General features: G+C 28.7%; 13 protein-coding genes. 6 read left to right on the top strand and 7 right to left on the bottom strand.

Going from position 1 to position 14,608, the window contains the following annotated elements:
* Nucleotides 1-57 precede the first annotated feature (57 nt).
* Nucleotides 58-1,065: an ArsA family ATPase gene (locus tag Q0984_RS00295; protein WP_299521852.1), complete on the top strand. Its 1,008-nt coding sequence runs from the start codon at nt 58-60 to the stop codon at nt 1,063-1,065.
* 44 nt (nt 1,066-1,109) lie between these two features.
* Here Q0984_RS00295 and Q0984_RS00300 read toward each other — a convergent pair whose 3' ends face one another.
* From Q0984_RS00300 to Q0984_RS00320, 5 genes are all read right to left on the bottom strand, one after another.
* Complete coding sequence (locus Q0984_RS00300) at nt 1,110-1,313, bottom strand: hypothetical protein (RefSeq protein ID WP_299521855.1); 204 nt, start codon at nt 1,311-1,313, stop codon at nt 1,110-1,112.
* 12 nt (nt 1,314-1,325) lie between these two features.
* A complete protein-coding gene (locus Q0984_RS00305; RefSeq protein WP_299521858.1) occupies nt 1,326-4,463 on the bottom strand; it encodes an Ig-like domain-containing protein in 3,138 nt (1,045 codons plus the stop codon).
* A gap of 129 nt (nt 4,464-4,592) precedes the next feature.
* Nucleotides 4,593-5,231 (bottom strand): cobalt-precorrin-7 (C(5))-methyltransferase, encoded by a 639-nt coding sequence (locus Q0984_RS00310; protein ID WP_299521861.1) that lies wholly within the window; start codon nt 5,229-5,231, stop codon nt 4,593-4,595.
* A gap of 1 nt (nt 5,232) precedes the next feature.
* The gene (locus tag Q0984_RS00315; protein ID WP_299521864.1) at nt 5,233-7,374 is read right to left on the bottom strand and encodes a phage holin family protein; all 2,142 of its coding nucleotides are present in this window, start codon (nt 7,372-7,374) and stop codon (nt 5,233-5,235) included.
* Between the two features lie 6 nt (nt 7,375-7,380).
* Nucleotides 7,381-8,268 carry a metallophosphoesterase gene (locus Q0984_RS00320; RefSeq protein WP_299521867.1) on the bottom strand — a complete coding sequence of 296 codons (888 nt, stop codon included), beginning with the start codon at nt 8,266-8,268 and terminating at the stop codon, nt 7,381-7,383.
* Nucleotides 8,269-8,361: 93 nt separating this feature from the next.
* On the opposite strand from Q0984_RS00320, the gene Q0984_RS00325 reads away from it, so the two are divergent.
* Both Q0984_RS00325 and Q0984_RS00330 read left to right on the top strand, forming a co-directional pair.
* Entirely contained in the window at nt 8,362-9,552 is a 1,191-nt protein-coding gene (locus tag Q0984_RS00325) for a redox-regulated ATPase YchF (RefSeq protein ID WP_299521870.1), read from the top strand.
* A 69-nt stretch (nt 9,553-9,621) separates the two neighbouring features.
* Complete coding sequence (locus Q0984_RS00330) at nt 9,622-9,906, top strand: hypothetical protein (protein WP_299521873.1); 285 nt, start codon at nt 9,622-9,624, stop codon at nt 9,904-9,906.
* A 65-nt stretch (nt 9,907-9,971) separates the two neighbouring features.
* On the opposite strand, the gene Q0984_RS00335 is transcribed toward Q0984_RS00330, so the two are convergent.
* Together Q0984_RS00335 and Q0984_RS00340 are read right to left on the bottom strand one after the other, a co-directional pair.
* Complete coding sequence (locus Q0984_RS00335; protein ID WP_299521876.1) at nt 9,972-10,367, bottom strand: C-GCAxxG-C-C family protein; 396 nt, start codon at nt 10,365-10,367, stop codon at nt 9,972-9,974.
* A gap of 42 nt (nt 10,368-10,409) precedes the next feature.
* Complete coding sequence (locus Q0984_RS00340) at nt 10,410-11,369, bottom strand: hypothetical protein (protein ID WP_299521879.1); 960 nt, start codon at nt 11,367-11,369, stop codon at nt 10,410-10,412.
* A 135-nt stretch (nt 11,370-11,504) separates the two neighbouring features.
* On the opposite strand from Q0984_RS00340, the gene cfbD reads away from it, so the two are divergent.
* Genes cfbD through Q0984_RS00355 form a run of 3 tightly spaced genes read left to right on the top strand, consistent with a single transcriptional unit; the run spans nt 11,505 to nt 14,557 of the window.
* Entirely contained in the window at nt 11,505-12,572 is a 1,068-nt protein-coding gene (gene cfbD / locus Q0984_RS00345) for a Ni-sirohydrochlorin a,c-diamide reductive cyclase catalytic subunit (RefSeq protein ID WP_299521882.1), read from the top strand.
* Nucleotides 12,573-12,577: 5 nt separating this feature from the next.
* Complete coding sequence (gene hisH / locus Q0984_RS00350; RefSeq protein WP_299521885.1) at nt 12,578-13,174, top strand: imidazole glycerol phosphate synthase subunit HisH; 597 nt, start codon at nt 12,578-12,580, stop codon at nt 13,172-13,174.
* An 18-nt stretch (nt 13,175-13,192) separates the two neighbouring features.
* Nucleotides 13,193-14,557 carry an AIR synthase-related protein gene (locus Q0984_RS00355; protein WP_299521887.1) on the top strand — a complete coding sequence of 455 codons (1,365 nt, stop codon included), beginning with the start codon at nt 13,193-13,195 and terminating at the stop codon, nt 14,555-14,557.
* Nucleotides 14,558-14,608: the final 51 nt, after the last annotated feature.

Below are 14,608 nucleotides of genomic sequence, written 5' to 3' on the forward strand. Positions count from 1 at the left end.
AATTATAAAATTACTTTTAGTTACTAAAATTAACTTTTTAATAAGGAGGTAATTTTCTTGGCATTTAAAGATTATTTTAAATTTAACAAAGATAAAACAACTTTTATATTTATTGGAGGAAAAGGAGGAGTTGGAAAAACTTCAATTTCCTCAGCAACAGCATTATGGTTGGCTGAACAAGGTAAAAAAACATTAATTGTATCAACAGATCCTGCACATTCATTATCTGATTCTTTAGAAGTGCCAATTGGCCATTATCCTAGAGAAATCAAAACAAATTTATTTGCAGTTGAAATTGATCCTGATGAAGCAATGGCTCAAAAACAAGCAGTTTTAGATGCTCAAAAAGCTAATTCTACTTCTGAAAAATTAATGGGATTAGATTTATTATCTGACCAAATGGATATGGCAGCAGATGCACCTGGTGCTGATGAAGCAGCAGCTTTTGAAGTATTTATGTCTGTCATGACTTCAAATGAATATGATGTAGTGGTATTTGATACTGCACCAACAGGACATACTTTAAGATTATTATCATTCCCAGATGTTATGGATTCATGGGTAGGTAAAATGATGATGATTAAAGCTAAATTAGGTTCTGCAGCTAATTCCTTAAAAAATCTTATTCCATTTATGGATGCTGCTGATAATCCACAAACTAGTGAGGAATTAAAAAGAACTAAAGAACAAATTGATGAAGCTAAAAAAGTTTTATCTGATCCAGACAGAACCACATTTAAAATGGTTGTAATTCCTGAAGAAATGTCTATTTATGAATCTGAAAGAGCATTAGGTGCTTTAGAACATTATGATATTACTGTAGATAGTGTAATTGTAAATCAAGTAATGCCAGATATTGCTGATTGTGATTTCTGTCATTCTAGACATAAGTTACAACAAAAACGTTTAGCTTTAATTGACCAAAAATTTTCACAACAAGTAGTAGCTCAAGTTCCTTTATTTAAAGATGAAGTTAAAGGTCAAGAAAAATTATTAAATTTAGCTAAAATATTATATGAAGATCAAGATAATGACGAAGTTGAACAAAAAGCTATTCAACTTTAAAAAAGAAAATAAAAAGTTAAAATTATTTTTTTAACTTTTTTAATTTATATTTCTGAACACACATCACCTACAAGTAAAATAATTAATAATAATACAAATATAAGATCTAAATTCACATTAGTTAAAAATTGCAATCCGCAGTATCTGCATATTATTAAAATAAATGCTATGAGTGTAAGAACATAGATTATTTTTAATATTTTGGGTTTATTTTGAACATTATTTTTTATTTCATTCCATCTTTTCATTTATATCGCCAACTATGTTTTCCATAATTTTTGAGGAACATTAAATGGAGTCCAAGATTCTTCATCAAAATATTTATATGTTTCACTTACACTTAAGTTTCTTGTATTACCTTTGCTTATATATTTTGCTTGACTACGATTTAAAGAATTATCTGGATTGATATGTACTTCTACATAATCTGTTGTACCATCTTCTTTTGGAATTAAAAATACTTTAGTGTCCTGGAAGTATCCAGGTTTACTTGCGCTAAAATGGGAGTACCAGTAATGTGTATCTTTTTCATCAACATATGTAGTTCTATACGTGTTTGCTCCTTGTTGGAATAATATTGCAAAAGTAGCTGGAAATATTATCACAGAAGCAGCTCCACCAATACTTCCTCCAATGATTTTTAGGACTATATTTCCAATAGTATAACTTAATTTAATTGTAGGTTGGATATTTTTTAGGATATTCCCAATACTGTTATCTAGATGAGCAATAATGTATTTTTCAAGATTTTTTAGTTCATCATTTAAAACTTCTTCAAATAATTTTGGAATTATGCAGATAGTACATTCACTGTTATCTGTTTTCTGTGTAACTCCTTTATATGCAAATTCATCATCAAATAAAACAGTTTTAGCTATTCCTGTTGTAGTATTTATAATAAGTGCAGATTTATCTCCATTTTCGCAGAGTATGTATAATAAATCTCCTTTATTAACAAAACTAACTTCAGATTTTAAAAGACCATTTATTATTTCATCAAAAGAACTGGTGATATTTGCATTATAAATATCTCCAACTGGACTCATTACCATTTGTTCTATTTTAGAAAGTAATAATGAATTTACAAATTTAAATTCAGCTATTTGAGTTGTGTTCTTTCCACTAACATCTAACCCCATATTTGGATTAGCAATGTGAAGATAAAGTTTATCATTATTAATTCCTCCTAGAATAACTGCAGTTTTTGTTCGTTGCCAGGAAGTATTATAATATTTGGAATATTGGTCTGCATTGATGTCACTTAGAAATGCAGTATTTAATCCAGCTAAAAACATTCCCTGTGTATGTTTTAAAGTATAGCTAGTTAAATAATCAAGTCCAAAAGCTAAATTTTCTATATCTTGTGAGGTGACTTTAGAATTAATAATAGCATATGATTGAAGTATTTCAAAGTTATTATTTGAATTATATTTTGGATGAGTTCCATAAGTTATTGTTTCTACTTTTTCAATGAGATTGTTTTTTGTTTTGAAAATAGTATTGATTTTTTCATTAGTTATGTCTCCAATGATGTTTTCTCGATTGGAGTTTAAGTTTATTGTTTTATTAGTTGATGTAAATTTTATAGGGTTTATTTTATTGTTTGTAAGTTTAACATAATTTAAATTTAAACTGTTTTCAGGATTTAAATTATTAGCTAGTGCTAAATTATATTTAATTCCATATTCATCAAAACCAGTTGTATTAAATAAAATACTTGCTCTTATCTCACCATTTTCAATATAATTGATTCTTTCAGCTATTTTACCTTCTTTATTTATAGTAACTCCAAATTGTCCAATATGTCTTTCAGCTTTGTTATAATATTTGATGTAAGTGTAATTTTCATTAGAATGGATTAAAATCCCACTGTCTTTTTGAATACGGATTGTTTTTCCTGTTTTAAGTTTATCTTTTCCAAAAGGTATAAAAATATATTTATCATTTATTAGAACACTGGTTTTATTTTCTATTACATAATTCGTAAGTGTAAATTTTTTTAATCCATTGTTAACTTCGAAAATTTGATATTTTGGTAATTTTACAATTCCTTTTTCTCCTAATTTTACACTATAATTATTTTTAGCTTCTACTTTTGGAAGTGTTACATTTACATAGTTGGGAATAGCTATTTCATAAGTAAATTCGTTATTTAATTCTTTTGATGTGTTTGTTATATTGTGGATAAGTATTTTATTTCCAATTTGCGTATTGTTGTGATATGTTGTTATTATGTATTCTCCAGGATTTAAATTAATATTTAAAGATGCAATACTGTTTAAATTAGTAATTTTATTATAAAATACTCCGTTTATATTAAATGTAATGTTTTCACCAGCACCTACTGGTTTTCCTTGGTTGTCTGTTATGAATGCTTTAAAAACACTTCCATCTTTATAGTTCATTTCTAAATCTTTACTTTCTATTGTTGATTTAACTGTAATATTATTTGAAACAAGACAGTTATTATGTATCGCAGTTATAATATAATGTCCTGGATTTAAATTAATATTTAATGATGCATAACCTGTATTGTCTGAAGTTCTTGTGTAAAATACTCCATTTATATTAAAACTTACATTTGTATATTTGGAATAACTGCCATTAGGATTATGTAAATAAACAGAATATGCTTTCTTGTTTTTGTAATATTTAACTAAATTTGAGTTTGCACTTATTGTTGGTAAAACTGTTACTTTATTGGATTTTTCTTCATTAGTTTTTGGATTGTGTGCTGTTATAATATAATGTCCTGGATTTAGATTAATATTTAATTTAGCTAGTCCATTTGAATTGGTAGTTCTTGTGTAAAATACTCCGTTTATATTAAAATTTACTTCTTGATTAACTATAGGATTCCCATGATTATCACTGAATTTTGCATAATATTGTGAACTGTTTTTGTAATATTTAGTAAGATCTCCTCCATTTATTGTAGATTTGATATTTATTTTAGATATGGAACTTGCAGAATGGTAAAAATCACATCCCTCAAATATCACATTTGCAATGTACTCTCCAGATTCTAAATTTAGAGATAATATTGCTTGACCGTTGGAATTAGTTATTCGAGTATAATTTATTCCATTAATATTTATTATTACCTTGGCATTGCTTATTGGATGGTGCATGTTATTGTTATTATCTGTTAGAGTTGCTATGAGTTTACTTCCGTCTTTATAATACATTTCAACAGGTGGTGAGCTAATTATTGTACTGGTTTTAGGTTTTGAAATGTCATTATCTGAAGATATTGCTTCTTTTGTTTGAATTTCAGAAGGTATTTCTAAGTTGTTATTTAATGTTTGAGTTTCATTTTCAGCTGTTGTGGCACAAACAGTGCCTGTTAAAAAAATAAATAGGAAAATGAAACCTATCATACTTATTTTTCTAATCATAATATCTACCAACTGTTAACTTTTTTTAAAAAAATTAACAGTTAAATTATGATTAATAGATTATAAAAGGTTTAATTTTAAAATTAAATGGTAAATGATTTTTAAAATGTATTTTAAGAGTAAATATTTCTAATATATAATCATAATGCACATATAAGTAAATTCACTATTTGCAATATCTTTTAATGTAGATTCTACAATTTTTTCATCATCATAACTTAAACGTTCACAGACAACTACTTTTCTACTTTCAGATATTCCATTATCTAATAAAAATTGCGCCATATCTTTAACTTTTTTAGAAGGTAGTGCAATTGTTGTTTTACTATTATTTATAACTTCCAATATGTCTTCAGTATTTTCTCTTCCGTGGAATGTCATAATATTTGCATTATCCCATTGTATGTGGTTACGGGCAGCAGCTAGTTGAAGAGAACTGATTCCAGGTATTACTTCAATTTTTTCTTTTGGGAAATTTTTTTCACTAGCTATTCTTAAAACAGTATTTAAAACACCTGAAAATCCAGGGTCTCCTGTAGATAATATTGATACACTATTTCCTTCAATAGCTAAATCTACTCCTTTTTTAAGTTTATCTAATAAGTCTTTCACATTAAATGCAATTTTATTGTTAATGTTGTCAAATAATTCTATTGCTCTTGTACTTCCCACAGTGTAATCACTGGATTTTACTGTGTCAATAGCTTTTTTAGTTAAATATTCACTTGATCCTGGACCTATTCCAATTATAAAAATTTTATTTTCCATATTATTCCTCTTTTAATTTTTCCATTCCATTTTTTAAGAAATTGTATATTGATTTTGCTCCTATTAGTTCATTAGGACAATCCCAGTTAGATGGGTATAATATAAAGGGTTTAGTTTGAGTTCCACCAAGCCCTCCATGACTTCCAATTAATTCTTCAAATGCACAGATATCTCCACTTTCAGGGTCATAAAAACTGTTTACAAGAATATCTGGCATATGTTTAAATGTATTGTGTCTTTTAAGGTGTCTTGCAGCATTTTCACCAAAATTAGCTAGTGGATTTTCTCCAGTTATTTCATCATTTTCTAAATAATAAATTCCATTTTCTCCAATAACCATTCCACCATTAGTTATTGATTCAACTAATATGAATCCAATTCCAGGATGTTTTACAAGTCCAGGAATTAAGTCAGGGAATAATGTTATTATTTCTTCATAGGTTAATCTATTTTGCCATTGTGTTAAATAAATTAAACCTAAATTTCCAGAACCTAAAACGATTAATTCAGAGTCAGATGCTTTTTTAGTAGTATGTTGTGATGCTTCATGCCCTTTTATGTAATCTAAGCTATCATTATATTTTTTTCTAAGATTTTGTATTTGTTTATTTCCATATATTTCATCAATTTTGAAAAAATCCATACTTTTTTCTTTTAAGTTTTGTAAGGATTCATGTTCATTAAATAAATCATAGTCTTTTATACTATCTACTTTTTCTTTTATATTTTCAATAGATTCATTTTTAGGAATATATGAGTTTTTAAAGTGGTCTAAATCTTCGTCTATTTGTAATGATTTCATATCTTCTGGAAGGAATCTTCTTACAAAGTTACCTAATGTTATTCCATATCGTTGTTTAAATGTAGCTCCATTTCCCTGTCCATGGTCTGAAAGTATTACAAATTCATATGGTCTTTTAGAGATACTTGCTGCATTTTGTAAACGATTAATTTCTAAATCTATATCTTCTAAAACATCCCACACATCGTTATCTCGTATTCCTGAGTGGTGAGCTACTTCATCATACCCTACGTAAGTTGCATATGCTGCATTTATTTCTCCATTAAGCATATCTCCAACTAATGTTTCAGTTACTACTTCTCTTAAAAATACATTTCCTCCAGCTCTTAGAGTAGCATATACAATTCCTCTGTGCATTCTGGGATGTATATCCTTAACTTTGTGAACTATTTGAGATTTTAACTCTTTAAGAATATCCCATAAAAATAATACAAATACTCTTTGAAAGCTGTAAGAAGTGGTAAATACGGAATACCAGGTTTTATTGTATAATTTTTTAAGTTCTATAATTTTAGATGAAGTAAATATAAAATCGTCACTATCTCCACTAAACATATTAGCTCTACTGGCTCCTTTATTACTTAATAAACCATTACCGTTAGATACACTTTTTTCAATTATTGGAGCATGTGAAAAATTTGAGGAAACTATAATTTTATTGTTATTTTCTTTTTCAACCCATCTGTAAGCAATTATATTTTCATTGTTTCCATGTAAAATTCCTGCTTGACTAGCTCCAGTTTGGCTTGAAAGATCTGTTTCCCATCCTTTTAGGCAGTGTGTTTTATTTTCAATCCATTTTTTTAGTGTGGGCATGTGTCCATTTTGAATAGCTTCTTCTAAGATTTCTTTAGCTAATCCATCAATTTCAAGCATTATTAATCCAGGATATTTTCGTTTAACTATTTTTTTATTGTTAATTTTTTTGGAAAGTCTTTGTATAATATAATTGTTGTAAAAATCAATATTTGTTAAGTTAAATATGAGTGTAGTAACTATATTTGTAATTAATGTAGCAATTAATGCATCTCCTAAGCTTATTTTAACATTTGGTAAAATATAGCCTACTGCGTAAAACATAAGTCCATTTAAAAAAAGAGCACCTATTCCAAATGTTACAATAAAAAATCTCATCAGTATTCTGGTAAAAATAGGCCATAGCAATGCATTTATGAAGGTTAGTAAAACTATTATAACTATCGCATTTGTCCAGTGCCCTATAACAAAATCTTTGTTAATTCTGGACATAGCTATGATTATTAATATGTTTGTTATTCCAATTATTATTGGAGTTATAATGGTCTTAGCTTTATTGATGTTGGTGGTATTAGTTTTTCCCATAGTAATCTATTCAATTTTTATTTTTTGTTTTTCGCGACTTTTTAGGTTGAATTGAGTTATTTCAGGTTTACAGTTTATTCTCATCCAGAACATATTTGTTCCAAGTCCTCTGCTGGTGTATTGAATCATATTATTAACTTTATATTTTCCAACAGGGTATTTAGTTGATTTTGGACCTCTGAATGGTGTAATATTAGTTCCTGGAATGATAAATTGCCCTCCATGTGAATGTCCAGAGATTTGTAGTCCGAATCTTTTAGTTTCACTGGATATTTTAGCAAAATCTGGTTCATGTGCAAGTAAAATAGCTGGACCTTCTTGTGGTAATTTATTTAAAACACAGTTTAAATCATCAGCACCAACAGTATAACTGTCTACTCCACCAATATTCAGTAATTTTTCTTCATTGTCTTTTTTTCCACTTTTTTTAAGCGTGTAAACATCATTACTTAAATCTTTAACATTGGCTTTTTTTAGTATGTTTCTTATTTCTTTAGCTCCAAGCCAATGATCATGATTTCCTAAAACTGCTAATTTTGAATCTTTTGCTTTTAATTTTTTAAAAGAATTTTTCAGGTCTTCTTCATATCCTTCTAAAATATATGAAACATAATCTCCAGTTAATGTTATCATATCTGGTTTTAAAGTGTTTACATAATCAACAACTCCATCTAAATACTCTGGAGTTAACCATTGTCCAATGTGGATGTCTGTTAAATTAACAATTTTATAATTATTAAATGCTAAGTCTAAATTATTTAATTCAATATCTACATTAACAAGGTCAAAGTATTCTTTACTAAATTCTGTTCCAAAGCTTATTTCTCTTGATTGAGTCATAAATTCCTGTAAACCTTGACGAACTTTTAGAACAGAAGGTTTGTTGTTGTCCATTTTATTTCACTTATATTTTTTTAATTTTGTATTAAGTTTTATATAATTTAAAACTTAAATATATAAGTAATTATTTATTTTTATTGTGATATTATGCTTCAAATTGCAGTTACTGGAAAACCAAATGTTGGAAAATCTTCATTCTTTAACTCTGCAACTTCTTCAAGTGTAGAAATGGCTAACTATCCATTTACTACTATTGATGCTAATAAAGCTGTTGCTCATGTTATTAGTGAATGTCCTTGTAAAGAATTAAATGTTACTTGTAATCCTAGAAATTCCATATGTATTGATGGAAAAAGATTACTGCCTGTTGAATTAATAGATGTTGCAGGACTTGTTCCTGGAGCTCATGAAGGTAAAGGATTAGGTAATCAGTTTTTAGATGATTTAATGCAGGCTAAAGTTCTTATTCATGTTATTGATGCTTCAGGTTCTACTGATGCTGAAGGTCAAAGTGTAGAACCTGGTTCTCATGATCCTTTAGATGATATTGAATTTCTAGAAGATGAAATAGTAATGTGGATGTATGGAATTCTTAATAGGAATTGGGTTAGACTTGTACGTAAAATTGAAGCTGAAAAATTAGATATTGCTAAAGTTATTTTTGACCAATTATCTGGTACTGGAATAAGCTTGGAGGATATTATTGAAGCTAAAAGAAAAGTTAATCCAGATTATACTAAATGGGAAAAAGAAGATTTCATGGAACTTATACGTAATATATTACATATAGCTAAACCAATGCTTATTGTAGCTAATAAAGCAGATTTACCAACTGCTGAAGAAAATATTAAAAGAATGCAGGAAAAATATCCTTATGTTATACCAGCATCTGCAGAATCTGAGATAGCATTAGTTAGAGCAGCTGAAGCAGGTTTGATTAGTTATACTCCTGGTGATTCAGATTTTGAAATTTTAGAAAAAGATAAATTATCTGATAATCAAATTAAAGCTTTGGAATATATTAGAACAAATATTTTAGAGAAATATGGTGGAACAGGTATTCAAACAGCATTAAATGAAGCTGTATTTGGTTTACTTAATATGATTGTAGTTTATCCAGTTCAAGATGAACATAAATACACTGATCAAAAAGGAAATGTTTTGCCTGATGGAATTTTAGTACCTAAAGGTGCGGTTCCTAAAGAATTGGCTTATCTTGTTCATTCAGATATTGGTGATAACTTCATGCATGCAGTAGATGCACGTAAAAACATGAGAATTGCTGCAAATTATGAATTACAAGATAAAGATGTTATAAGTATTGTTACAAGAGGATAATCACCTCTCCATGCAATATTTTATGTATAAATCTCTTTTTTAATATTTTCTAATTGTGATGAGGTTAAAATGGATGAAAAAAAAGTAAATCTTGAAAAATCTTTTGCTAAAAAATTAGGAATGGGAACCACAGCTAAGAGAATATTTCAAGATTTAGATGATGAATTAAATGTGTTAATATTAAATTTTAAAGATGTTGAATTTATTAGTAGATTATTTGCTCAAGAATATGTCTATCAAAAAAATAATTCACATGTTTCTATTAAAGAAGAAAACATGTCAGAGTTTATTAAAGAATTATTGAATGTTGTTGAAGAAGATTATATTGAAACATATGGTGTAAAAAATATATAGTTTATTTTAATATTAATGGGCTAACTGGGAAATAAACTGATATTTTTAGTTTAATAAAAGAATAGCTATTTCAATAACTTTATTACTTCATTAGCTGCATAAACACAGCAGTCAACACATGGAGATTTATCTTCTCCGTTTTTTGAAATTACACCACATTGAACTGATCCATATTCTTTTTTAAAAGCATCATATAATTTTTTAGCATCTAATTTTACTTTAATTTCATCATCTTCTAAAAATCCCAATGCCATTAATGCTCCAGTTAATGCACCACATGTTCCTTCATCAAAAGTACCTCCAATACCTCCTGAAAAACCACTGGCTAATGTGCATAATCTGGCTTGACTCATTGGATGGTTGGCTACTTCACAAAGTCCCATGAGAGTTGATTGGGAACAGCTTTTAAAAACACGGTATTGTCTAATTTTTTCTTCTGCTAATTTTGAATCTAAATTCATATTATTCCTCTACAAAAAGATAATATTGGGGGTTGGATACCCCTACATTTCCATATAATATTCATATCTTGGGTCAAAATCACCCATGGTGTCTGAATTTAAATTAGGGGACATATCTTCTTCAGGTTCTTCTTCAGGTATTTCAAAACTATTTGTATTCATGTTTCCAGTTTGTGAATCAACAGTTATTGTTCCTGCATCATGACCTTCATTATCTACAATATTGAAAACATATACTCCACCATTATTACTTACACCACTTATAACACAATTGGTGCCTTGTAAATAGTCATTTACCATTTGCTCACATTCTTGTTGTGTAAGACTTTCTTCGTCAAGATTATTGTCTTCACTTGTATTTTCCAAGTTTTGGTTTGAGTTTATGTCATTGTTAAAGTCGAAATTATTATCTATAAGTGTATTGGTTTCGTTAATTGTAGTGGAGATTGCAGTAGTATAATTGTCAATATTAATTTCAGTATTATTTACTATAATCATAAGTCCAATCATAATGTTGAAATCTTTATCTTTGTCTAGATGTTTTTGCCCTACTCCCATAACTCCGTGGTTTCTTTCAGATGGGTGACCATTACTGAAAATTACACTGTTTGCCATTTTAAGTACTAATTTTTGATCAGGAGCACCAACACAAATTCCCTCTTTTCCATTAGTTACTAAGATGTTTGTAGTATCATTTTGAGTAAATGCAACAGATTGAGGTGGTTGGTCGGTTAAGGATACAATTTTTGCGCCTTGTAATCCATTTAAGAAATTAACCATTGATTGGTTATCTTTGAAGGTTTGGATTGTTATTCCATAAGTGTTTTCTTTAAATCCATTTTGTATTTGTATAAAATCAGCATCTTGAGGAACATTTATTTTTAGTCCGTCAAATGTATTTTGTTTCATATCTCCATCACTATTGATTACAGTAGCTCCAACACAGGTTATGGTAATAAGTATTGCAGCTATTGAAAGAATAATTGCAACATTTTTATTCATTTTATCTCCTTATTTTTATTTAACATAATTTGTATACTTTAGTTATTATATTGTTTATATTATTAAATCTTTAAGTTTTATAAATTAAGAAAATTTAATATTATTATATAAAAAATTTATTTGATAGGTGAAAAAATGCATCCAAGACCAAGTCCAATAGCTGCATCTCTTTATACTTTGAGAGATATGAATGTTGATGTTATTATTATGCATGGGCCTCATGGCTGTTGTTTTAGAACTGGCAGACTTTTAGAAAGTGATGGTGTACGTGTTTTAACTACTGCAATGGCTGAAAATGATTTTATTTTGGGAGCTAGTGAAAAACTAGAAAATACTTTAAAAGAAGCTTATGACATGTTTAAACCAGATTTTATTGGTGTTGTAGGTACTTGTGCTAGTATGATTATTGGTGAAGACTTAAAAGAAGCAATAGCTAATGCTGATTTAGATTGTACAGTTATTCCTGTTGAATCTCATGGAGGATTTGGTGAAGGGGATAATACCGAAGGTGCAATAATGGTTTTAGATTCTGCTGTTGAATATGGCGTAATTCCAAGAGATGAAGCAGATCGTCAAATTGAAATGCTTAAAAAAGCTACTGAAATAGAAAAAACTAGGGGGATGGCTCAGGGCAAATATATTCAACCTAATTTTGGAGATAATAAAGAAGAAGTAGCAAAAAAAGTTATTAATGCTTTAAAAAATAATAAAAAGGTTGCTTTTGTGTTAAATGCTAAAAAAGAAACTTCTTATTTATTTGCAGATATTTTAAACTTTGATTATCGTGAAATTAATCCAGATAATAAACCAATAATTATAGCTAATTTAGATGAAAATACTGGTCTTTCAAGAATTAGAAATCATGCAGTTAATATTAAACAGGAATTAAAAGAAGATATTGATTATATTACTGGAGGATTAGATGAATATCCTGTAACTGGTAAGATTGCTGGAGATTATTTAAAAGAACATCCTATTGATTTATATGTTGTATGTGGTGTTCCTCATGCGTTTCCTGTTGAAGAAATTAAAGGTGAATCTATAGCTGTTACAGATGGCCCTCGTTTAGTTGAACCATTAAGAGATTTAGGTTATGATAATGTAGTTGCAGAACTTGATGCTCACTCAAAAACTTTAGGAACTGATGAAATTGTTTTTTCTGATTTTGGAGGAATGATCAGATCAGCTATTAACTGGAAGTAAAGATTATGATAACAATTATTGATTACAAAAGTGGGAATTTAAAAAGTATTTCTAATGGATTTAAAAAAATTGGATGTGATGTGGAAATTACAAGTGATGTGGAAAAAATAGCTAGTAGTGATTATCTGGTTCTTCCAGGTGTTGGGGCTTTTGGTAGTGCAATGGAAAATCTTTTAGAATTTAAAAAAGTAATTCATGAACATGTCAGTGATGATAAACCATTTTTAGGAATTTGTTTAGGTCAGCAAGTTCTTATGGACTCAAGTGATGAAAGTCCAAATGTTGAAGGTTTAGGTTTATTTGGTGGGCATGCTAGTTATCTTCCAGAAGGACTTAAAATACCTCATATGGGTTGGAATAAGTTGAATGTTGTTAAAAAATGTCCGATTTTAGAAGATGTTAATAATGAATATTTTTACTTTGTTCACTCATATCATGTTGTGCCAGATGATGATGAAATAATTGCAGGAACTTGTAATTATGGAATTGATGTTGCTGCAGCATTAAGTAGGAATAATTTATTTTCAACACAATTTCACCCAGAAAAAAGTGGAATTGCAGGTTTAAAAATATTAAAAAATTTTACTAATTTGGAATTATAAAGTAAGAGGTTGTATTTTATGGATATTGAAGGTTTTGTAAGACAAAGAATTGGTGATTATAGTTATGAAGATTTAACTACTCTTTTAGCAAGTAGAATTAGGGAATACAAAGATTTATCTGAAGAAAATTCCTGTAAAATGGCTGAAGCAGTTATTGATGAAGTAAAAACTACTTTAGAGTTAAATTCTATTGATGATGATTTTTTAAAGGAAATTGTTGATATTCCAAAAGCTGATGTAGCTATGGGAAAAATGGGTGTAGGTTCTCGTGGAGCTGGAGATTTTTTTGTTCATAGAAAAATAGCAGAAATAGTATCAAGTACAGACACTGCTTCCTTAGTAAACCCTTCTCAGCAGGATGATGGAGGAGTAGTTAAAGCACCAGTTAAAAATGATGAGGTATATGTAACCACTGCTGTAGATGGTATACACTCTCGTTTAAGTGATTATCCATTTTTAGGAGGATTTCATGTTACAAGAGCTACATTAAGAGATGTTTGTGTAATGGGAGCAGATCCTGTAGCTATTTTAAGTGATGTTCATTTAGCTGATGATGGGGATGTTGGTAAAATATTTGATTTTACTGCAGGTGTAGCAGCTGTATCTGAGCTTGTTGATGTTCCAATTGTTGCTGGAAGTACATTACGTGTAGGTGGAGACATGGTTTTAGGTGATAGGTTTGTTTCTGCTGTGGGAAGTGTTGGAGTTTCAGATTATCCACCAACTGCAAGAAAAGGAGCTACTGAAGGTGATGTAATTTTACTTACTGAAGGTTCTGGTGGAGGAACTATTACAACAACTGCATTGTATAATGGATTTTTTGATGTAGTGTGGGATACATTAAATGTTAATTTTGTTCAAGCATCACATGCTCTCTTTGAAGCAGATTTAATTAAAGATATTCATGCAATGACTGATGTAACTAATGGTGGATTACGTGGAGATGCTCATGAAATATCTAATACAACAGGAGTAGGTTTAGAATTCTATGAAAAAGAAATTCGTGACTGTGTGGCTCCAAAAGTATTAAACATGTTGGAAACATTGAACATTGATCCATTAGGTGTTTCAACTGATTCATTAATGTTAATTGTACCTCCAGAAATAGTTGAAGATGTTAAAAAGGCAGTAAATAAATATAATGTTCCTATACGTGAAATTGGTAAAGTAGATAATTCTGGTGAACCGAATTTAATTAAAGAAGATGGAAATATTGAAAAATTAGTTCCATTATTTAGGGAAGCTGCTTATACTAAAGTTAAGAAGTTTGTTGGGGATACAACTCCTGAAGACTTTGAAATAATGAAACAAAAAGTCCAAAAAGCTTGTGATGAATCAATACTTAAAAAAGAAAAAGTGGTAAAACACGTTCGTGAAAATTAATATTTTCACATTTCTTTAAATTTTATCTATTTTTTATTATAATCCTTATAT

This window comes from uncultured Methanobrevibacter sp. (genome assembly GCF_934746965.1).
Lineage (GTDB): Archaea > Methanobacteriota > Methanobacteria > Methanobacteriales > Methanobacteriaceae > Methanocatella.

Coding starts and splice junctions, on each gene's coding strand:
- Q0984_RS00340 (WP_299521879.1), bottom strand. CDS start 11,369: ATGAATAAAAATGTTGCAATTATTCTTTCAATAGCTGCAATACTTATT.
- Q0984_RS00330 (WP_299521873.1), top strand. CDS start 9,622: ATGGATGAAAAAAAAGTAAATCTTGAAAAATCTTTTGCTAAAAAATTA.
- Q0984_RS00325 (WP_299521870.1), top strand. CDS start 8,362: ATGCTTCAAATTGCAGTTACTGGAAAACCAAATGTTGGAAAATCTTCA.
- Q0984_RS00315 (WP_299521864.1), bottom strand. CDS start 7,374: ATGGGAAAAACTAATACCACCAACATCAATAAAGCTAAGACCATTATA.
- Q0984_RS00335 (WP_299521876.1), bottom strand. CDS start 10,367: ATGAATTTAGATTCAAAATTAGCAGAAGAAAAAATTAGACAATACCGT.
- hisH (WP_299521885.1), top strand. CDS start 12,578: ATGATAACAATTATTGATTACAAAAGTGGGAATTTAAAAAGTATTTCT.
- Q0984_RS00310 (WP_299521861.1), bottom strand. CDS start 5,231: ATGGAAAATAAAATTTTTATAATTGGAATAGGTCCAGGATCAAGTGAA.
- cfbD (WP_299521882.1), top strand. CDS start 11,505: ATGCATCCAAGACCAAGTCCAATAGCTGCATCTCTTTATACTTTGAGA.
- Q0984_RS00305 (WP_299521858.1), bottom strand. CDS start 4,463: ATGATTAGAAAAATAAGTATGATAGGTTTCATTTTCCTATTTATTTTT.
- Q0984_RS00300 (WP_299521855.1), bottom strand. CDS start 1,313: ATGAAAAGATGGAATGAAATAAAAAATAATGTTCAAAATAAACCCAAA.
- Q0984_RS00355 (WP_299521887.1), top strand. CDS start 13,193: ATGGATATTGAAGGTTTTGTAAGACAAAGAATTGGTGATTATAGTTAT.
- Q0984_RS00320 (WP_299521867.1), bottom strand. CDS start 8,268: ATGGACAACAACAAACCTTCTGTTCTAAAAGTTCGTCAAGGTTTACAG.